The following is a 21,829-nucleotide window of genomic DNA, read 5'->3' on the forward strand; positions in this document are numbered from 1 at the left end:
ACAAGTGCTCAACGAACACTAAGACCATGGTCTCATTTTACCTTTTTTTAACACCATATAGAGTATGCACAACACTGCTAATGTAACCTTTTGCAGAGATTTAGCTCCAACTTCTATAAGAATAAACGGCTCAAATCCACCGCAAGTTAGGCACTAAGTTAGCAAATTGTTAAACACCTACATCTTATTAACTTGCTGAGGAATGCAAAGATGGCTTTTAAAAATGAAGGGGATCAGAAGGCGTATTGGAAGGATAATTTATCCCTCCTATTCAAACTTCTCATTGTATGGTTCGTCGTCTCTTTTGGCGCCGGTATTATTTTCGTTGATGCACTGAACCAAGTCCAGTTTTTTGGATTTAAATTAGGTTTCTGGTTTGCACAACAGGGATCAATTTACGTATTTGTTGTGCTCATTTTCTACTACATGAAGAAAATGAATCAACTTGATAAGAAATACGGCGTGGACGAGGAGTAAGCCATGAGTGTACAACTATTAACGTTTTTAATTGTAGGTGCATCGTTCCTACTCTACATCGGTATCGCGATTTGGGCGCGCGCTGGAACTACGAATGACTTCTATGTTGCTGGTGGTGGTGTTCATCCTGTACTAAATGGTATGGCAACCGCAGCGGATTGGATGTCTGCAGCTTCTTTCATTTCGATGGCCGGTCTGATTTCTTTCATGGGATATGATGGTGCTGTGTACTTAATGGGTTGGACCGGTGGTTATGTGCTACTTGCTTTATGTTTAGCGCCATATCTACGGAAGTTCGGTAAGTTCACGGTTCCAGACTTTATCGGTGACCGCTATTATTCTCAAACTGCACGTACCGTTGCTGTTATTTGTGCAATCTTCGTATGTTTTACTTACGTAATTGGTCAAATGCGTGGTGTTGGTGTCGTATTCAGTCGCTTCTTAGAAGTTGAATTATGGTTAGGTGTTGTGATTGGTATGGGTGTGGTTTTCTTCTACACTGTATTGGGCGGCATGAAAGGTATCACTTATACTCAGGTAGCTCAGTACTGTGTGTTGATTTTTGCTTACCTTGTTCCAGCGGTATTTATCTCGATTCTAATGACAGGTCACGTGTTACCACAAACTGGTTTTGGTGCTACCTTAGCCGATGGCTCGGTATTCTTGCTTGATAAGCTTGACACACTATCTACTGATTTAGGATTCGCTGAATACACGACAAACAAAAAATCTCTACTAGATATCTTCTGTATCACATTCGCATTGATGGTGGGTACTGCGGGTTTGCCACATGTAATTGTACGTTTCTTCACCGTACCAAAAGTACGTGATGCTCGTAAGAGTGCGGGTTGGGCATTAGCATTCATCGCTATCCTGTATACTACTGCTCCTTCTTTAGCTGCTTTTGCTCGTGTGAACATGATTGAAACAATCAATGGTCCTCAAGCAACCGGTACATCATATGCCGAAGCACCTAGCTGGATTAAAAATTGGGAAAAAACCAACCTTATCAAGCATGACGATAAGAACGGTGACGGCAAAATGTTCTACTCGGGTGATGAACGCAACGAGATGACAATTGACCGTGACATTATGGTATTGGCTAACCCTGAAATTGCTAACCTGCCAGCATGGGTAATTGCTCTTGTTGCTGCTGGTGGTGTTGCAGCGGCCTTGTCAACGTCGGCTGGTTTACTCTTGGTTATTTCGTCCTCTGTCTCGCATGACTTGTTGAAGAAGAACTTAATGCCGGATATTTCCGACAAGCAAGAGTTACTCTCGGCGCGTGTTGCAGCAGCGGTGGCTATTCTGATAGCCGGTTACTTTGGAGTTCATCCGCCAGATTTTGTTGCCGCTATCGTTGCCTTTGCGTTCGGTTTAGCTGCATCAAGTTTCTTCCCAGTAATCATTATGGGTATCTTCAGCAAACGTATGAATGATAAAGGTGCAATTGCAGGGATGGTGACTGGTATTACTTTCACTGCGGCATATATTATTTACTTCAAGTTTGTTAGCCCTGAAATGAATAAAACTGAGAATTGGTTGTTCGGTATTTCACCAGAAGGTATTGGTACAGTGGGTATGGTGATTAACTTCGCCGTAGCATACGGTGTATTCAAAATGACTGATGAAGCCCCACAAGAAATTCAAGACCTTGTAGAAAGCATCCGCTTCCCGAAAGGGGCAGGTGAAGCATCAGGTCACTAAGTTTCACTAGAAGCTAAAACACAAAAGCCCAGCTATGCTGGGCTTTTTAATTTTACTCGTTGAAAATACTAAACAAGAAAGAAAATAAACACAGCTTAGCCGCAAGGCATCAGAGCTTAATGGATGCTTATTGATATTTATCAATAAGCTGTGAAGTATGTAGGGCATAATCAAATTAGCTATTTTTCTAGCATATAGGAGTTACCATGACGGCTGTACCGCAACAGGTCACTGACTTTTTGAAGGAATCAGGTCCATTTGATTTACTTGATGAAGAGCGCTTGAATCAAATCGCAAAGCAAAGTTCGATCATTTATCTAGCGGCTGAAAATCAAGATGAAATGTTGTCTACGCATAGTGACTCACTCTATCTTATACAAAGTGGTCAGTTTTCGGTAAAGGACAGCGATGGTGCCTTGAAGCACTTAAGTGACGGTGACTATTTTGGCTATGCAGCCTTGCTCGATGAAGTCAGTTACAAGCTCGATTTAACTGTTGATAGTCCGGGTTTGGTTCTCTGTATACCTAAAGCAGCTTTCGATATTGCGATGTCACATCCTAAGATCAGCCAATTTTTCAATGCGGCAAAAGATGATGTATTGCAGCATGATGCCGTGAGTGATTCCAACTCTATGTGGTTGCATAAACCGCTGTATGAGGTGGCTGAAACCTTGCCAATTACGGTCAGTCAAACAGATTCGATTCAGAGTGCTGCGGCCCTGATGAGTCAAATGCGGATTTCGTCAGTGCTGATCATTGAAGAAAACGATTTAATTGGTATCGTCACTGATAGAGATCTACGAAATCGTGTTGTTGCGGTTGGTATGAATATGCAACTTCCGGTTAAACAAATTATGACGGAAAAACCCGCTTATTTAACCAAAAATAAAACGCTATTCGACGCTGTTGCCTTGATGAATGAGAAGTCCATCAATCACTTACCTGTGCTAGATGAGGTCACCAATGCACCGGTTGGGATGATTACCGCAACAGATATTTTCAAGCAACAACGTAATAACGTACTTTTCGTTATTAGTGATATTTCGAAAGCGAACAACTTGTACGAGTTAACGCGCTGCTCATGGCAATTGCCACATTACTTTGCGTCGAGCGCAAAACGTCCCGGCGACTTTGATATTGTTGGTAAGGTGCTTTCCCAAGCCACTGATGTCATGACACGTAAACTCATTACTTTTTTTCAGCAGCAGCATGGGCAAGCACCAATGCCTTACTGTTGGTTAGTTTATGGTTCTCAAGCCCGTGAAGACCAAACCATGGGCTCGGACCAGGACAATGCTTTATTGTTAGCTCGAGAGCCCAATTCAGAAGAAGCTGAATACTTTGAGAAAATGGCTGAATATGTCTGTCTTGGCTTAGGCAAATGCGGCATTAAGCTATGCGATGGTAATATCATGGCGTCGAATCCTGAGTTACGCCAGTCTCTTGATGCTGCTATTGAGCAGTCTAAGATATGGGTGCGTCAACCGACGCCAGAAGCAATGTTAGCATTTAATATCTTCCTAGATGCAAGGGCTGCAGCAGGGGATAGTAGTCTATTTAAGCGCTTGCAGAGTGAGCGTAAGTCTCTGTTTAAACAGTCTATGTTTTTAGCTGCATTAGCCAGGCAAGCGAATGAAAGCTCGGTACCTTTGTCGATGTTTCAAAAGTTTGTTTACACTAAGAATAGGAAAGAGAAAGACAGTATTGACCTTAAGCATACAGCGATTGCGATTATAAATAACTTGGTCAGGATCCACGCCTTAGCAAATGAAATTACGCTGCCAGGGACGATCGCAAGACTAGAAAGTTTACCCAGTGATTGCGGTATTGCTAGCACTGATATTAAAAATCTAAAAGACATTTGGTTATTCTTGAATCGTTTACGATGGCGTCATCAATTGAACAATAAAGTACAAGATAACTTTATTCGTATTAGCGACCTGTCATCAATTGAGAAGCATCAACTAAAGGCCGCATTTCAGGCGATTCATCGCGCGCAGCAAGCGGCTGTATTAAAATATAGCGGGGGGATTGGTTAATGCCTTCTGCATTCGGTAAACTGTTTGGACGTCATTCTTTTGCATCTAAGATCTTGAAAAGCAAGCAAGCGGTACCTGAAGAATGGAAAAGCTGCGCTCTGGCAGACACTCCGTTTTTATCGATAGATCTAGAATTAACGAGTCTCGATACTCAGGTTGCCAAAATCACTTCGATTGGTTGGTTGCAAGGAAAGTCTCAGCAAGTTGATTTATCCACTGCTTTTTACAAGGTGATTCGAGCATCTGGTGACTTGGCACAGAGTCCGGTCATCCATGGCCTTACAGCGAAAGACTTAGCGCAAGGCGAGCATATTGCCTCTGCTGTCGAGCAACTGAAAACATTGGCTGAGTCGCACATTTGGGTCTTGCACAACGCGAGTTTAGATATGCAAGTTATCGCGCGAGTTGCAGATGCACTCAACTTACCGAAAACCCAAATAACGACCTTGGATACCATGTTGCTTGAAATGTATTTTTTAAATAAATCTCAGGATATGGTAAAGCAAAATGCCTTGACCTTAGAGCAATGTAGACTTCGCCATCAATTACCTTCAGCCCCAAACCATAATGCCTTGGATGATGCTTTAGCAACACTTACTCTAGCATTTTCTCAATTATATCAACTCGATAAAGTTAACTCGGTGACTATTCGTGATTTACTTCAAACTAAAGCGTTCAACGTTTTTACAATAGGGCATGCTGCCGTTTCCACCTAACAAAGCCCAGGTTTTCCGCTTTCTACTGCTTTTGCTTCTTTTTTAAGCTATTCTTAAAGGTGTTCATTGTGAACGACAATGGAAGAGAGGTGAAAGATGTTGATTATCTGCAAGCTCAAAAATTGTGTTAAGCACTTGCTTTGCCTTATGATGATTTCCATATTAAGCGCTTGTGCCACAACCCCAAGTAATTCATCCGCTGAGTTAATGCCGGCGACGTCATTATTGTCAGATGATTTATTCCCGTCATTTCAAGCGTATCCTATAGAAACCCGCGAACAAATTTTCTATCTTGATGAGGCTGCGATTGCGTTTATTGATAGGCAAGGACGTGGGCTAAGAACTGAAGAGGCGAAAATACGCCGTTTTATCAAAGCGGTATTTGAACGTACGGACCTGAGCATGAACTATGCGTCTGACGCGAATACGACCGCCAGTGTGACCTTCCAACGCGCGAAAGCGAATTGTTTGTCCTTATCCATTATGACCTATGCAATGGCCAAACATGCAGGCTTAGATAGCTATTTCCAAGTCGTTGATATACCAGAGTACTGGACCAGGCGCAGTGGCTATTCAATGCTTAATGGACATATCAATTTGCGCATAAAACCAAGTACCAAAGTGGGTATACAAACGCTTTTTAATAATACCTTTGTCGTGGACTTTGACTCTGAAATCAGCGCGAAAAAGTTTCCTGCTGAACCTGTAGATGAATCTGTTGTTTTATCGATGTTCTACAACAATAAGGGGGCAGACGCCCTATTAGAGAACGATCTCGATAAAGCTTATGCTTATTTTAGAGCCTCGGTAGTGAATAACCCTACTCATGCTGGCACTTGGGTTAACTTAGGCTATTTGTATCGGCTCGCAAATGATTATGACAAAGCTGAAATGGCATACAGGCAAGCAATCAATATTAATGATGACCAGCTGACTGCTTGGGAAAACTTATCTATTTTGTACAAATTGCAGGGTAAAACGAAACGGGCATCTGATATTCGGCATGAGATAGAACGGAAAAGAAAAGAAAACCCGTTTTATCACCAAATGCTTGCTGAAATTGATCGTGATTATGGTGATTTTGAAAGTAGCATTTCACATTACCTTAATGCGATCAGCTTAGACCGCAATCAGCATCAATTTTATTTTGGTATTGCGTCGGCTTATTTCGAAAAAGGTGATTTAGATAATTCGGCTAGGTATCTGAAGGTGGCAAAAAGGAAAGCGGGACGCAGCGAATTGGCTGAAGTTTATGAGAATAAATTGTCGGCACTATCGAGCTTTATGCGTTAATGCTTGGTGAACAAATGACTTGTTGGCAAAGTAACAACTTCCTTGCCAACAAGTATTATCAATCACGCTACTAACTAGATGACACCAAGTTCGGTGAGTCGTTCATGCAAGTAAGTGCCTGCAGTGTGGCGCTCTGATAGTTTCACATCGGGACGTGGGTGCAAGAATAAAGGAAGCGATATTCTTGCCTTACTCGCATCGGTGCCTTCTGGATTGATCACGCGATGGGTCGTTGACGGAAAGTGATGACCCGATGCTTCCTGAAGCATGTCACCAATGTTCACAATTAAATTACCAAAATCACAGGGGACATCTAACCAAGAGCCATCCATTGCTTTTACTTGAAGCCCCGGTTCATTGGCAGCTGGTAAGATAGTAATTAAATTAATGTCTTCATGAGCAGCCGCTCGAATGGCATCTAACTCTTCATCACCCGCTAGCGGCGGATAATGCAGGACGCGAAGCAAGGTCTGGTCGCTACCATTGATCATTTCTGACAAAGGCATGCTGTAGTGTTTACTCACCTCTTCTGGTGACTCTTGTTCAATCCAGTTGAGTAATTCGGCAGCCAAATCAGATGTATTCTTATAATAGCTATCTAATTCTTCCTTCAACGCACTTGGACACTGACCCCAAGGGTAGAAGTGATAGTATTCTTTGATATCTTTCTTTTTAAAGCCTTTGGCTACTTCCGACACACTTTGCGGAAAGAAACCATCTTGAGTGCCTTTATTGTAGAGGTAGTCTTGTTTCTCGTCTGAGTTGAAAAACGCTTCCCAATGTTTGTAGATATCAGCAACGCTCTGTTGCTTGATCGGATGGTTTTTCAACACACCAAAACCCGTTTGTCTTAAAGACTCAACAAACTTTTGCGGTGCGTCTGGTGCAGTAAAATCAACAGCTTCTAATTTCATTTACGTAGTAACCTATTTCTGTCGTGTATGATCGTTAGCGCTTTACAAGCTCAGCGAGATAAATATACCAGCTAAGCTCGCGCTCATTAAGTTGGCTAAGGTTGCAGCTAGCACTGCTTTTAAGCCCAATTGCGCAATTTCTTTGCGTCTCGTTGGGGCTAAGGCGCCAATTCCACCCATAAGAATAGCGATTGAAGACAAGTTTGCAAAACCACACAAAGCAAAGGTAATGATACCTTGCGATACAGGTGACAGTTGGTCAACGGCCCCCATAAAGTCGAGGTAAGCAACAAACTCGTTCACTACAATTTTTTGGCCAATGAAACTGCCCGCTAAATTTGCTTCGCTCCAAGGCACGCCAATTAACCATGCAACTGGCTGGAAGATATATCCCAGTATCAATTGGATAGTTAAATCTTCTTGATTAAACACCGCACCGATACCACCCAACATGCCGTTTAATAAAGCTATAAGTGCGATGAATGCGAGTAGCATAGCACCCACGTTAACGGCGAGTTTTAGGCCGGAAGCGGCGCCGCTAGCAGCAGCGTCGAACACATTAGCATATTCTTCGTTATCGGATTTGACGTCAGTCAAGGTTTCGTTGGTTTTGTCTGTTTCCGGCTCTAGTAACTTGGCCATCAACAATCCCCCAGGCGCAGCCATAAAGCTAGCTGCCAACAAGTATTTTAATTCTACACCTAAGCCGGCATAACCTGCCATGATTGAGCCTGCTATAGAGGCAAGTCCGCCTACCATAACTGCAAATAATTCTGAACGCGTCATTGTCGGCAGGAAGGGTTTTATAATAAGCGGAGCTTCAGTTTGGCCTACAAATATATTGGCTGCAGCCGACATTGATTCAGGGCGACTCGTACCCAGCACCTTCTGCAATGTGCCACCGATGATCCTGATGATGTAAGACATAATGCCGAGGTGATATAAAACCGCTATCAGTGATGAGAAGAATATGATGACTGGCAACACGTTTATTGCAAAGATAAACCCGAGCGAATCGTTTTCTGTTAGTCCACCGAATAAAAAACGAATGCCGTCCGCACTGTATGAAATGATATTGGCAACATATTGAGTGAGGTTGTTTAAGAACCTAATTCCCCAAGAAGAATATAATATGAAGGCACCCAAGGCAGCTTGTATGGCAAATGCACCACCCACCGTTCGCCAATTAATACTCTTTCTAGAAGAGGAGAAAAGTATTGCAATGCCTATTAAAAATGCAATGCCGAGTAATCCTGTCATAATATTTTCACTTATTTTTATTCTTATTATTACTTAACAACAGCGTTTTTTTTGTGCCATTGCTGCGAGATTCCATGCTCATTTAAATTGGGCTTTTGCCTTCAAGCAAATATGTGCTGAGTACATCAACAGCAAGGTGATTTTCACCTCCATGCGGCACAATGAGATCGGCAAAGGTTTTACTTGGCTCAATAAATTTATGATACATCGGTTTTACCGTATCTTCATATTGTTTTGCCACTGAATTGATAGTACGGCCCCGCTCCTGGGTGTCACGCAGCATTCGGCGCATAAGACATACATCTAAAGGAGTGTCGACAAAGACTTTAATGTCAAATTGATCAAACAGTTGAATTTGGGTCAACAGCATGATGCCTTCAATAATAATAATGGGTGACGGGCTAACTACGTCAAAATCGGGTAAACGGGTATGGGTCACATAACAATAGCTGGGATATTCGATGCTATTGCCTGCATTTAGCTCTTGGAGGTGTTGATTGAGCAAATCGTGTTCAAACGCATCAGGGTGATCGTAATTTGTTTTGGCTCTATCTTCGATAGGAATATGGTCTTGGGCTTTGTAGTAATGATCTTCTTGCAACACCAACACGTCGCGTTCGTGTTGACTGAGTTTTAGCGCAAGGTTTTGTGTAAACAAAGATTTACCAGAGCCAGAAGCTCCGGAGATTGCAAGGATAATAGGCTTTTGCATGAATCGAATTCGGACCGAAGATATAATTCTGCATAGAATACCTCTTCAAGCCCTCTCAATCAATTTCTATGAGGTTGAAAGCCGCTGTTTTCAACAACTTGTTGAGATAATGCATCTAACTGTCATAAAACTGGCGATATTTTATATAAATAGTTTATAATAAATCAGCAATTATTGCTTTTTTGCTTTGAAACGTGAAATTTTAGTAAAAATACGTCAAAGAAACGTACAGTGTCATAAAACTGAAACACAAGACTAAGACAATCACACCGCAAAAAATACTCAACTAAACCAACATAGGGATTAAAATATGTTTGCTAAGATGAAATTGAATCGCATTGCACTAGCAGTTGCGGTATCAGTTGGCTTATCAACCGCTGCTATGGCTCAAGAAACTTCATCAGCGTTACGTGGAACCGTAACGACTCAAACTGGTGAAATTTTGTCAGGCGCGACTGTAACACTGATCGACACACGTACTGGTGTTGCAAGAACACTTGAAACAACAGCTAACGGTACATTCAATGCTCGCGGTTTGAGCATCGGTGGTCCGTACACTTTGATTGTTGCTGAGAGCGAAGGTTCAAGAACAATTGAAGATATTTACCTAAACCTAGGTGAATCATCAGAAGTAACTATCAGCTTGGTACCAGCCTCTGATGTAGAAAGAATTGTTGTAACAGGCTCTGCGAGCGGTTTGATTACCGAGACAGTAGGTCCATCTTCAAACTATGGTTTTGACGATTTGCAATTCCAACCTTCTGTTGACCGTGACATCAAGGATGTTCTTCAGAACGATCCACGTATCACAATCGATTCAACGAACTCTAACGCTATCCAGTGTGCCGGTGGTAACAACCGCGGTAATACAATCACTGTAGACGGTGTTCAACAAAATGATAACTTTGGTTTGAATGGTAACGGTTACCCAACTGAGCGTTTACCTTTCCCATTCGACGCAATCAACCAGGTTGAAGTTCAACTTGCTCCGTTTGACGTAACTTATGGTGGCTTTACAGGTTGTGCAATCAATGCGGCAATCCTTGAAGGTGCAAACGACGTTTTCGGTTCAGTATTCGTTGATTACACTAATGAAGACTTACAAGGTAACACGATCGAAGGTGATTCTTTTGAAGTAGCACCATTTGATGAAATGCGTTATGGCTTCACTGTTGGTGCACCAATCATTAAAGATAAACTATTTATCTTCGGTGCTTTCGAAAAGCATGAACCAACTCAATTATTCAACAACGGTCCAGAAGGTGCTGGTTTTGCATCACCAATCCAAGGCCTAACTGTTGCTAACCTTGAAGAAGTTCGTCAAATTGCTCAAGACGTGTACGGTTACCAGGTTGGTGACATCCTTACGTCTGCAGACGAAAGTGAAGAAAAAGTACTTGTTAAGTTGTCTTGGTACATCAACGATGACCACCGTGCTACTTTGACTTACCAAAATACTGACGGTAACACTATTAGTTCTACAGGTGCTGGCAGATCTAGCTATGCATTTAACGACCGTTACTACCAAAGAGCAAACGAACTTACTACAATGGTAGCTTCTGTTTATAGTAACTGGACAAACGATTTCTCAACTGAAGTTCGTTTAGCAAGTTCAGAAGTGAAAAATGGTCAAAAGCCTTTCACTTCAGATGCTAGCTTTGGTGATGTTCAAATCGAAGACGCGTACAATGGTAACGACATCTTCTTAGGTGCTGACCGTTTCCGTCAAGCAAACATTTTGAACTACGATACGACTAATGCGAAAATTGCTGCTAAATACATCATGGGCGACCATGAATTTACAGCTGGTTTTGAATACCAAGCAACAGAAGTATTCAACTTATTCGTTCCTGGTAGCCAAGGTGTCTTCGTTTTTGATGGTATCGACAACTTCAGAAATCAATTAGCTAGCGAAATTGATTACGCTATCCCAGCGTCACTTGACGCAAATGATGGTGCAGCTGCATTTACATTCAAAAACACCACTGTTTATGCGCAAGACAAATGGTTTGTGACTGATGACCTAACGCTAACTTACGGCCTACGTTTAGACAGCTGGAGCTCTGGTGATACACCAATTGCTAACCCACGTTTTGAAGACCGTTACGGTTTCACTAACGCAGAAGCGCCTGATATGACTTTGCTACAGCCTCGTATCGGTTTCAACTACATCGTAAGCTCTGACACCTTCGTATATGGTGGCGGTGGTTTATTCGCTGGTGGTAATCCAAATGTATGGTTGTCTAACAACTATTCAAACAATGGTGTAAGCATCTTAGCATCATCTATTGAGCGTGAAAGTGGTAACACTGCTGCTGAATTAGCTGCATTAGACGGTTCTAACACTGCAAACTTCTTGTTTGAGCTACCTGCACTAAGTGTTGCTGGTCTAACAGGTGGTGACGGTGCGGTAAACGCATTGGATGCTGATTTTGACGTACCAGCAATCTGGAAATTTAACTTAGGTACTCAACATTCATTTGAAAATGACGTGTTAGTTGGCTTAGACGTGATTTACTCACGTTATAAAGACAGCGCTAAGACCATTCCATTGAACGTTGTACCAAATGGTCGTGCACCAGATGGTCGTCCAATCTACAGAGATTTCGATGCGTTTGATGCAGATTGTCAAACTGGCGGTGACATCAGTCGTTGTGGACGTTCTGGTACTGATTACTACCTAACAAATGCTGACGATAACGGCGATGCTTTGGTTGTTTCAACCTTCGCAACTAAGCGTTTCGACAATGGCTTCAAAGGTACTGTTGGTTATGCTTTCCAAAACATTAACGACGGTAGCCCAATGAACAGCTCAACAGCAAGTTCCAACTTCGGTAACTTGTCTGTTTCTGATTTGCTAGAGCCAGGTATTGCGACTTCAAACTATGAAACTGAGCACAGATTCACTTTGAATCTTAGCTACGTTACTCAGTTCATTGACGGTTTAGACACTCGTTTCACATTATTCGGTTCACGTCAGTCTGGTAGAGCATACAGCTATACCTTCGACAATGACCCTGGTTTTGGTGATGAAAGATCATTTGAAGACCGTAACTTGTTGTATATACCAACTGAAGATGATCAGTTCGTAAACTACGGCCCTGACTTCGACCTAGCTGCTTTCAATACCTTTATTGAAGAAGCTGGTTTAGAGAGCAAGCGTGGTTCTATTTTACCTCGTAACTCTCAGAACAGTGATTGGTGGAGCCGCGTAGATTTACGTGTTTCTCAACAAATCCCTGGTTTCATGGAAGGTCACAAAGGTGAAGTTTATGTTGCAATCCGTAACTTCGGTAACTTGTTGAACAGCAACTGGGGCGTGCTACGTCAAGTTCCTTTTGAATTCAACTCGCCAGTAGTTGATGCGGTTATCAATGACGATGGTACTTACACATACACCAACTTTGATGGTGACCGTGGACAGTCTATCTTCAGCAGTTCATCTACTTACTCTATCCGAGTCGGTGTGAAATACACTTTCTAATTTGAAGTAATTCAATAGCGATGTGACCTAATGCATCGCTTTAGAAAGACACAAAAAAACCTAGGTTGTTATGACCTAGGTTTTTTTTATGCTTAATGAACGAGAAGTGCCCTAGCGAATGCGAAGGTCTTATTAGGAAAGTCTTGCTTTAAACTCTTCGTAAGTGAATTGTTTTATTAAATCGAAGTGACCATCTTTGCGTAAAATACCGATTGCTGGGTGTTCTACACCATTAAAGAAGGTTGTTTTTACCATGGTATAATGCAGCATGTCCTCAAAAACTAATTTATCACCCGCCTTAATAGCGTGATCAAAACTATACTCCTCAATGACGTCTCCAGCTAAACAAGAGTTCCCGCCGAGCTTGTAAGTGAAAGCCTTTTCGCCGGGTAAACCAGCGTCTGTAATAACAGGTCGATAAGGCATTTCCAATACATCTGGCATGTGCGCAGTTGCGCTGATATCCAAAATAAGGATCTGTTGTTCATTCTCAACGATATCAACTACTTCTGCCACTAAGGGCCCAGCTTGCCATGCGACGGCTGAACCTGGCTCCATTATGATGTGCAAATTTGGATACTTTTGTTTAAAGGCCTTCAAGGCACCGATTAAGTGCTCAACATCATAGCCTGCCTTGGTCATCAAATGACCGCCGCCGATGTTTAACCATTTTAAGTGGGGTAAGTACTGTCCAAACTTGATATCAATTGCGTTAAGAGTACGCTCAGTTGCAAAGGAATCGCATTCACATAAATTGTGTACATGAAACCCTTCAATACCGCTCAGGTCTTGTCCTTCAAGTTGGGAGGCTAAGATGCCTAAACGTGAGCCCGGAGCGCATGGGTCATACAAAGGGGTATCGGCCTCTTGATTCTCTGGATTGACTCGCAAACCACCAGAAACAGGTGACGCCAATACCTGATCCTTGAACTGACGCCATTGGTTTAGGCTATTAAATGACAAGTGATTGACCAAGCCTAGCAATTCATCCATATCTCTTTGCTTGTAAGCAGGAGAGAAGCAATGTACTTCACCACCCATCTCATATTTGGCTAATTTAGCCTCCCATACAGCGCTAGCCGTAGCGCCTTTAAGAAACTGCTTCACCAAAGGAAACGTTGACCACATGGAGAAGCCTTTGAGGGCCAAGATAATATCGACACCTGCGCGTGCTTGAACGTCGGCCATTAGCTTCAAGTTTGCCTCTAGCTTTGCCTCATCGCACACATAACAGGGTGATGGGATGTCATCGCGAATATATTTACTTGTCATTCACTCACCAATATACCTTTATTTGTTATGTTCCATTTATTGACTAAACGGGCTCTGCTCACACTCCATCACATGCCAAGGTAGGCCATGTTGATTCAGCATGTCCATGAACGGATCTGGATCAAATTGCTCCATGTTCCATACACCAGGCTTCTTCCATGTATTATTCAACATAAGTGCAGCACCAATCATTGCCGGTACACCGGTAGTATAAGATACAGCTTGCGCACCCACTTCTTCATAACAAGCTGCGTGGTCGCAATTGTTATAGATAAAAATCGTTCGCTCTTTTCCGTCTTTCATTCCGGTAATATAGGTTCCGATACACGTTTTTCCGGTATATCCTTCAGCTAGAGAACCTGGGTTTGGAAGTACGGCTTTTAAGAACTCTAATGGAACAATTTGCTGACCTTGGAATTCAACGGGTTCGATACTTGTCATACCGATCCCTTCAAGTACTTTTAGGTGATTTAAATAGGCATCACCGAAGGTCATCCAGAAGCGCGCGCGCTTCAAAGTTGGGAAGTGCTTAACCAAAGACTCCAACTCTTCATGGAACATCAAATAAGACGCGCGTACACCAATGTTCTGATAGTCGAGATCTTCTCTTACGCTAAGTGGTTCTGTTTCTTTCCACTCACCATTTTCCCAGAAACGACCACGTTGAGTAATTTCACGGATGTTGATTTCTGGGTTGAAGTTCGTTGCAAACGCTTGGCCGTGATCACCGCCATTACAATCAACGATATCGAGATAATGTACTTCGTCGAAATAGTGTTTAGCAGCGTAAGCTGTGTATACATTGGTTACGCCTGGATCAAAGCCACTGCCTAAAAGTGCCATAATGCCAGCATCTTGGAATTTTTGTTGATACGCCCACTGCCAAGAATATTCAAACTTCGCTACGTCCTTAGGTTCGTAGTTGGCTGTATCCAAATAATCTGTTTTAGTCGCTAAGCAGGCATCCATAATCGGTAAATCTTGATAAGGAAGTGCAAGGTTTACAACGAGATCAGGTTTCACCTGGTTGATAAGCTCAGCAACTGCATCAGCATCATCAGCATCAACGGCGAAAACCGCTTTTAATCGGTCAGCACCAACTTCTGCTTGTAACGCTTCACATTTCGATAATGTGCGAGATGCGAGATAAATTTCATCGAACATTTCAGGTAAACGAGCGCACTTTTTCACAGTGACTGATGAAACGCCGCCAGCGCCGATAATGAGTACACGAGACATATAAATTCCTTACTGTGGTTGAGCGCTGCATCGTAACAGCAATTTTTTAATTGGCAAGTCTAAAAATGTTGCCATGGTGAATCTAAGCCTAGCATGGTCAACAAAGAAAAGGCAGGGGCTTGAACGCTCGGTTTTTGTCGCAGACATAATTGGAAATTTGGCGTTTATAAAAGAGGTAAACGTAGAATATAATTGGACTTACTTAGTCGGAAAAGTCACAGGTAAATGGCTTACCTAATTTGATACTGTTTATCTCAAACTCATAAGGATAAAGAGTGAGGATGTTTTCGCCATTAGAATCGCTTAAGCTAAACATAAGCCCATCGGTCTCTCTGGCATCAGGGGTTTTCAATGTTGCAGCGTAGACTAATAAACTAACAGCGGATTTAGCTTGGATTTTTTGTATGGCGATTTGTCTCTCTAGCTTTTCAATCATGCCAAAGTGAGCGCCATTAGGGTGTGTATTCTGACAGTCTTCATCTTCTAAAAAAGTACACTGTATATCTTTATCTATTGAGATAACGGCGAAAGGATACAGCGTTTCTGAACGAGACAGCATAATCCGACACAAGTGCAAGGCCTTGTCGATGACGTCTGCATATTGGACCTGGTCTTTTAAAATCATATTCTGTTTCATTGTTAACCACCAAATCTTATTGTTCACATTGGCTTACTAGTTCGTACCGGCTCAAGCTACAAACTGATACTCGCGTTACTGTTTTCGCTTTATCACCATTGTTAACGACATATCTTACTTAATAGTTCAGTCGATTATTTCGAAACGTTTATACGCTTGTATGCGCGATTACCTTGAAGCCCTCCGGTATGAAGCAATAACACACGGCTACCAGGTCGTATTTTTCCTGTTTTTATCATATCGTTGGCCGCCCAAAAGCATTTTCCTGAGTATACAGGTTCAATTTGCAATGAATTATTGGCGTTATAGTGCTCACAGAAAGCTAGCAAATCAGCACTGGTTTTCGCATATCCACCATGATGATACTCATGCTCAATATGCCATCGGGTATGCTGTTCTTGACCTAAAAATTGCCCAACCAGTTCTTCTAGGTAGCTTTTACCTTTTAGTACAGCAACGCCTACGAACGTATTAATACTAGTCGCTTGATGTTTATTCACCAGGCCTGCCAAGCTAGCGCCACTCGCGACAGGCAGAAGAGCAAGGTCGAACATGAGTTCAGGTTGTTGATAGCTTACTTCTTTATGTATTTCAGCGACGCCTTGCAAAGCAGCTGATTGCGAACCTCCCTCCGGAATGCAGAGATCCGCTTGAAGGTAATTTTTGAGCTCATCAATATACGCGGGGTCGGTGCGTCGCTGGTAATCTGTTTTGTTTACAAAGTGCAGTTGCCCCTGCCAGTGACAAATATCTTGGAGCGTAGGACTTAAGACTTGGTGTTGGAGGTACTTTCCTCGCACGACAGCTGTGAAGGCGATCCCAAGTTGAGCACAACAAAAGGCAAGCGCATGTAAATGGTTGGAGTATGGCCCACCAAAGCTAATGACATGCGATGGCGGACTGCTATACCAACTCACCAAGGTTTGTTGTAGCTTTCGCCACTTATTGCCTGAAATAATCGGGTGGATTAAATCGTCTCGCTTACACCAAACTTCGACACCCTTTGCTGCGCTGTCAGGCAGTGAGATCTGTTCCAGTGGAGAGGGTAAATTTATCGCCAAGTCAGTCAGTAACTCAGATTCAGTCTTTACTCGCATTTTAAAATGTCACTTGTCTTAAAACGAAATTTTCACACTCGCACTGTAGGTCAGAGGATTATAGTCGAGATCACCCACTAGACCCACTGCATTTTCTTCGCTGGTGAGTTCAATGCCACCGCTAATTGCCTTGAGCACCGAGATACCATCCTGTTTGTTTTGCCTGACTAGTAAAACTGATTGAGACTCCTAAAAAGATCAGCGCGGTTATATGGTGGATACGTGTTTTCATGTTGAGCCTTTTTCAATGTATGTGCGCCTTCAAGAGGAATGTTACTACTAGCGCAATGTGAGTATAAGTAAGGTGTAGCTTATCTTTACGCACAGAGCGAGCGAAAGTGCGTTATATTTGGATTAAATAAGTTTAATCGCGGGCAATGATCTATATGTACAACACAGATCGTTTAAGCTCAGTGTAACCAATAACATAAAGGCAATAGAGTGAAGAGATTAAACCAACAAGGCGCATTGAAGCCGCTTATGTTTGCTAGCCTTTTGAGCTTAAGCACATTTACAAGTGCTGACATCAATGATGCAACAGTCAATGATGGTAAAGCGGTAGCAACCGAGACATCAAGCATGTCGGCTAACAGCGCTAAAAATACAACACCACTGAATTTAAATCAGATAGCCGAGCGTTACATTCCAGAGGCTGAGGAAGTGGGTGAGGCAAGATTAAAAATCATGTTTTGGAAAATCTATGATGCCAAGCTAGTCGCGAGCAAAGGGCAGTGGCAAGCTAACTCCCCATTCGCGTTATCTTTAACTTATTTACGAGACTTTGACGGAGAAGATATTGCGAGTCGTTCGGTTGATGAAATGCGCGATATTGGCTACGAAGATGAAGTTGAATTGGCAAAATGGTACGAGCAGATGCGGTCGGTATTTCCGAATGTGAAGGAAGGGGAAAATATTACGGGTGTACTCGATACTAACAAACACACTCATTTTTACTATCAAGGAAAATTGATAGGGAGTATTGATGATATTAGTTTTGGCCAATCTTTCTTTGACATATGGCTGCATAAAAATACCTCTGAACCAGAAATGCGAAAGCAACTTCTGGGTATGACAAAAGACTGAATTAAAGGACGAGCAACATGACACAGAAGCTATTTAGAACCACTACTTATCTCATTTTTTCGTTGATATTCTTAAGCGCATGTTCGGTGTCCATTGACGGTGAACAATATAAAGCCGTCGAGCCAGACTTTAACATTGAATCGTTTTTTGATGGCAAGGTGAAAGCGTGGGGTATCGTGCAGAATCGCGACGGAGATGTTGTGCAGCGGTTCGTCGTGAATATCGACGGGTATATGAAAGAAGGTAATTTAATTCTTGATGAAACCTTCGAGTACGGTGTCGGTGAAGGCCCATTGACCCGAGTGTGGACTTTGAGTAAGAATGCTAACGGCACTTATACTGGTAATGCAGGTGATATAGCGGGTCCAGCAACAGGTACACCCTATGGAAATGCATTCAATTTCGTTTATGAAATGGACTTGGCGGTAGATGACAGTACATATCGGGTTAACTTTGATGACTGGTTCTGGGCTTTCGATGAAAATACCATGATGAATCGCTCATATATCAAAAAGTTTGGCTTAGTCATGGCTGAAGTCACGATTTTTATGCAAAAGCAATAATCAAGCCCTTTAAGGCCCTTCGTTACTTAGTTACTAAACGACAAAACAAACTAGCTATCTGTTTTGTCGTTTTTGTTAGGTAGTTTAAAACCTTCATGTTCGCGAATATAGTCACCCTCTAATCCTAAACCATCAATTTCTTTGCTTAGAATTTTACTCAACCAGCTTAGTGGTAAAAGCCGAGACGCAAACGCTGTCCGCTTTGCTTGATTGCCAAAAACGATTCTGGCTTTATTGCGCATCACTCCTTTCGCAATTTGCAAGGCCAAGGCGCGAGGCTCAGTCGTGAGGAATCGTTGTTTAAATTTTTGACTGTGCTCAAGCCGCGTAATGTTGGTGTTAATCCCACCAGGGTGCACCAAGTGGACTTGAACCTGAGGGTGCACCAGTTCTAGTTCGGCACGCAAAGATTCGGTATACCCTCGAATTGCAAACTTACTGGCGCTGTAATCTGCTGTGTTTGGAGGGGCAACTAAACCGAAAATACTCGACACATTGACCAAAGCCGCCCAAGGGCGCTGAACAAGGTAGGGTAGGCTCGTTTTGCTGCCAAATACCATGCCATAGAAATTGACATCCATTACTCTTTCGAGAGTGTCATCAGAGGAGGCCCAGATAGGTTGGCTAGAACCTTCTATTCCTGCATTGTTGATAACAAGGTCAATATGTTCGTGAGTATCAATGCACTTGGCCAAAAAAGCAGACCATGCCTCTTTGCTGGCCACATCAACCACCTGACTTACGATAGGACTGCTGACATCAGCATGGGAACGATTCTTTTGCAGAGTCGCTTGAATACTCTCAACCACTTGCGCTAAGGCTGAACCGTCAATGTCACAAATGGCAATTTTGCAACCAAACTCGGCAAAGAGATGGGCTAGGGCCGAACCAATACCTGAAGCGGCGCCACTAATGACCACTGTTTTGCCTTGATAAAAGCGCTGATACTCCTGCATTGCTGTCTCCACTGCTTGATTTCGCAAGTTTCTACAAAGCTAGCATATGTCCTTCTGAAGCAGAAAGCTAGTACGTCGACCGCAAGCAATATTGGCTTCTCCATGCCTCCTTATTCTGCTTGCTCACCTTGCAGTGTTCTTAATGGCAGCATTACTTCACAACCTAAGCCTGAGGCCTGAGATAATGGATTGTCGACAAATCGAAGTTGCCCTTCGTGTAAGTTAACAATGGCTTGGACTAGCGATAAGCCCAGACCATTGCCGGAGCGAGTTCTGCTTTTGTCTGCGCGATAGAAGCGTCTCGTTAGTTTATCAAAATCAGTTTTTGATGCACCCATGCCTGAATCGTAAACACGAAACGCTGCATGCTTTTGATCACCAAGCTTCGCAGCATCTAAGGTTATCAAAATACTGCCGCCAGCTTGGTTAAATTTAATTGCGTTATCGATGATATTGGCGAAGGTCTGAAATACTAAGTCTTTATCGCAGTATAAAGTAGCGTCCGTAATGCTAATCACGGTTTCTAAGTGTAGCTTGTGTTCTTCAATTATTGGTTCATACAGTTCGATGACATCGGCCAATACCAACGTTAGATCAACATTCGTAAACGCGCTGGTTTTCTGCTCTGTCTCCAAATCAGCAATACGCAGCAGAGAGTTAAATATGGATAATAAATTGTTGGATTCCTTTAGCAGTGACTCTTTTTCGCTACTATCTGACATACTTTCAATATGTGTTTGTAGGCGAGTGAGCGGTGTGCGAAGGTCATGCGCGATGTTATCAGATACCGATTTTATTCCTTGCACGGAAGTTTCAAATTGTTCCAGCATTTTGTTCAAGGCAATAGTCAGCTTGCTTAAATCGTCCCAATTACTATCTACCGGAAGACGTTCATGAAGCTTGCCGGTGGTGATAATGTTGTCCGCCTTGTCAGAAATCAAATTAATGCGATTCACTACGTAATATGCAACCCAAATACTCACAGCAGAAATTAAGCAAAGAATTAATATCATGACCCAGCCAAAGGTCTTACCAACCCATTGAACAATCTCAATGTCGTCTATGTTTCGACCAATCAATAGCTCTTGTCCGTTAGTGAACGTCATTATTTTCGCCATGACATCATATTGTTGGGCAGAGTCGTCTCCAATTTTGAGAGACAACATGCCGTTTTTCACAACTTTAGACCCTTTTTCGGGCCAGAACAGCATATTGCCGGCCACAAACTTGTCATTATTGTCCTTCAAGTGATAGAAAAAGTCGTTGCCATTTTCCGCAATCCTATCGTTTAGGGCTTTCTCGACCGCTCGGGCACCAGCAACACGGTATAGAGAATTAAAACCTCTAATATCAGCGTTAATCGCCGCTTCAGATTCTCGGATCAATAAATCATCGTTCGACAAGATTAAGAAATAGGTAATGAACACAACGCCCATCATAAGCAAGGAAGTGAAAACAATACTCAGTGTAAAGCTCGAACTTTTTTGAAAGGCAGCAATAGCTCGCATACAGACTCCTAGGGCCGTTTGGGCTCTGAGACGAGGTAACCCGCGCCACGTATGGTCTCGATGATGGGGTAACTAAAACCTTTATCTATTTTATTTCTTAAGCGACTAATATGCACATCGATGACATTGGTTTGAGGGTCAAAGTTATACTCCCATACTTTTTCCAGTAGCATGGTTCGCGTGACAATTTTTCCTGCGTTTTTCAGTAAATATTCGAGCAGCTTAAACTCTTTAGACTGTAAGTCGATGATTTGATTATCTCGGGTGACTCTGCGATTGATAAGGTCGAGGGTTAAGTCGCCAAGCTTGAGTTCTGTGATTGCAGGGCTTGCCGATTTATTTCGAGAAGCGGCAACTTCCGTTCTAGCTAACAGTTCTTCAAATGCAAAGGGCTTGGTCATATAGTCGTCAGCCCCTGAACGCAATCCTTTTACTTTGTCCTCGACTTTATTTTTAGCACTAAGAATCACTGCTGGCGTATTATCGTTGGCGGCTCTAATGGTGTTCAATAAAGTAATACCGTCAAGCTCTGGCAGCATTCTGTCGAGTATGATGACGTCATAGGAATTAGCAGTAGCGAGAGTAAGGCCTTTCTTACCATCTTGTGCAAGGTCAGCTACATGTCCCAACTCTGTGAAACCTTTGTAGATAAAGTTCGCAACGGTTGGGTCATCTTCAACGATAAGTATCTTCATAATTTATGTACTTTTTCTTTAAGTTCTCACGTACAAAGCGACGCTCGAGAGGTTTAGGGCGTGCAGCCTTTGTTTTATTGTGTTTAGATACGCAGAATAGGTAAATTTAGACCGATATTCTGAAATTAGGAGAGAAATTTTGACCATAGTCGTTATTTGTTTAGCCATTGTAGTGTT

18 protein-coding genes are annotated in these 21,829 nt (G+C 42.5%); 8 read left to right on the forward strand and 10 right to left on the reverse strand.

From position 1 onward, the window contains the following. Positions 1-210: 210 nt before the first annotated feature. The 5 genes from RM556_RS03945 to RM556_RS03965 all read left to right on the forward strand — a co-directional run bounded on the left by RM556_RS03945 (position 211) and on the right by RM556_RS03965 (position 6,232). Complete coding sequence (locus RM556_RS03945) at positions 211-477, forward strand: DUF4212 domain-containing protein (protein ID WP_311361947.1); 267 nt, start codon at positions 211-213, stop codon at positions 475-477. Between the two features lie 3 nt (positions 478-480). Then, on the forward strand, positions 481-2,184 hold the full coding sequence (locus RM556_RS03950; protein WP_311361948.1) for a sodium:solute symporter family protein: 1,704 nt from the start codon (positions 481-483) through the stop codon (positions 2,182-2,184). Between the two features lie 206 nt (positions 2,185-2,390). Continuing rightward, on the forward strand, positions 2,391-4,223 hold the full coding sequence (locus tag RM556_RS03955; protein ID WP_311373899.1) for a DUF294 nucleotidyltransferase-like domain-containing protein: 1,833 nt from the start codon (positions 2,391-2,393) through the stop codon (positions 4,221-4,223). Continuing rightward, the gene (locus RM556_RS03960) at positions 4,223-4,939 is read left to right on the forward strand and encodes a 3'-5' exonuclease (protein ID WP_311361950.1); all 717 of its coding nucleotides are present in this window, start codon (positions 4,223-4,225) and stop codon (positions 4,937-4,939) included. The genes RM556_RS03955 and RM556_RS03960 overlap by 1 nt, the downstream gene beginning before the upstream one ends. A 147-nt stretch (positions 4,940-5,086) precedes the next feature. After that, positions 5,087-6,232, forward strand: a complete 1,146-nt coding sequence (locus tag RM556_RS03965) for a tetratricopeptide repeat protein (protein ID WP_311373900.1) — start codon at positions 5,087-5,089, stop codon at positions 6,230-6,232. Positions 6,233-6,306: 74 nt separating this feature from the next. Here the strand turns inward: RM556_RS03965 and RM556_RS03970 are convergent, their stop codons facing one another. The 3 genes from RM556_RS03970 to udk form a co-directional block, all read right to left on the reverse strand. Next, positions 6,307-7,146, reverse strand: coding sequence for a 2OG-Fe(II) oxygenase family protein (locus tag RM556_RS03970; RefSeq protein WP_311361952.1), 840 nt, complete (start codon positions 7,144-7,146; stop codon positions 6,307-6,309). Positions 7,147-7,188: 42 nt separating this feature from the next. Next, positions 7,189-8,406: a NupC/NupG family nucleoside CNT transporter gene (locus RM556_RS03975; protein ID WP_311361953.1), complete on the reverse strand. Its 1,218-nt coding sequence runs from the start codon at positions 8,404-8,406 to the stop codon at positions 7,189-7,191. A gap of 82 nt (positions 8,407-8,488) precedes the next feature. Then, on the reverse strand, positions 8,489-9,118 hold the full coding sequence (gene udk, locus RM556_RS03980) for a uridine kinase (RefSeq protein ID WP_311361954.1): 630 nt from the start codon (positions 9,116-9,118) through the stop codon (positions 8,489-8,491). A 310-nt stretch (positions 9,119-9,428) separates the two neighbouring features. Between udk and RM556_RS03985 the strand changes: the two genes are divergently transcribed. Next, a complete protein-coding gene (locus tag RM556_RS03985; RefSeq protein ID WP_311361955.1) occupies positions 9,429-12,602 on the forward strand; it encodes a TonB-dependent receptor in 3,174 nt (1,057 codons plus the stop codon). Positions 12,603-12,734: 132 nt separating this feature from the next. Here RM556_RS03985 and nspC read toward each other — a convergent pair whose 3' ends face one another. From nspC to RM556_RS04005, 4 genes are all read right to left on the reverse strand, one after another. After that, positions 12,735-13,874 carry a carboxynorspermidine decarboxylase gene (gene nspC, locus RM556_RS03990; RefSeq protein ID WP_311361956.1) on the reverse strand — a complete coding sequence of 380 codons (1,140 nt, stop codon included), beginning with the start codon at positions 13,872-13,874 and terminating at the stop codon, positions 12,735-12,737. 36 nt (positions 13,875-13,910) lie between these two features. Next, complete coding sequence (locus RM556_RS03995; protein WP_311373901.1) at positions 13,911-15,113, reverse strand: saccharopine dehydrogenase family protein; 1,203 nt, start codon at positions 15,111-15,113, stop codon at positions 13,911-13,913. Positions 15,114-15,315: 202 nt separating this feature from the next. Continuing rightward, positions 15,316-15,750, reverse strand: a complete 435-nt coding sequence (locus RM556_RS04000; RefSeq protein WP_311373902.1) for a hypothetical protein — start codon at positions 15,748-15,750, stop codon at positions 15,316-15,318. Positions 15,751-15,884: 134 nt separating this feature from the next. Then, on the reverse strand, positions 15,885-16,847 hold the full coding sequence (locus RM556_RS04005; RefSeq protein ID WP_311373903.1) for a pyridoxal-phosphate dependent enzyme: 963 nt from the start codon (positions 16,845-16,847) through the stop codon (positions 15,885-15,887). 441 nt (positions 16,848-17,288) lie between these two features. Between RM556_RS04005 and RM556_RS04010 the strand changes: the two genes are divergently transcribed. Continuing rightward, the gene (locus RM556_RS04010; protein ID WP_311373904.1) at positions 17,289-17,930 is read left to right on the forward strand and encodes a chalcone isomerase family protein; all 642 of its coding nucleotides are present in this window, start codon (positions 17,289-17,291) and stop codon (positions 17,928-17,930) included. Positions 17,931-17,947: 17 nt separating this feature from the next. Beyond that, positions 17,948-18,493 carry a DUF3833 domain-containing protein gene (locus RM556_RS04015; RefSeq protein WP_311361961.1) on the forward strand — a complete coding sequence of 182 codons (546 nt, stop codon included), beginning with the start codon at positions 17,948-17,950 and terminating at the stop codon, positions 18,491-18,493. 50 nt (positions 18,494-18,543) lie between these two features. Here the strand turns inward: RM556_RS04015 and RM556_RS04020 are convergent, their stop codons facing one another. From RM556_RS04020 to RM556_RS04030, 3 genes are all read right to left on the reverse strand, one after another. Then, entirely contained in the window at positions 18,544-19,449 is a 906-nt protein-coding gene (locus tag RM556_RS04020; protein ID WP_311373905.1) for an SDR family oxidoreductase, read from the reverse strand. 110 nt (positions 19,450-19,559) lie between these two features. After that, a complete protein-coding gene (locus RM556_RS04025; RefSeq protein WP_311361963.1) occupies positions 19,560-20,957 on the reverse strand; it encodes a HAMP domain-containing sensor histidine kinase in 1,398 nt (465 codons plus the stop codon). Between the two features lie 8 nt (positions 20,958-20,965). Next, positions 20,966-21,652, reverse strand: coding sequence for a response regulator transcription factor (locus RM556_RS04030; RefSeq protein WP_311373906.1), 687 nt, complete (start codon positions 21,650-21,652; stop codon positions 20,966-20,968). Between the last annotated feature and the right edge of the window lie 177 nt (positions 21,653-21,829).

It is taken from the genome of Alteromonas sp. W364 (assembly GCF_031846205.1).
Taxonomy (GTDB): Bacteria; Pseudomonadota; Gammaproteobacteria; order Enterobacterales; family Alteromonadaceae; genus Glaciecola; species Glaciecola blandensis.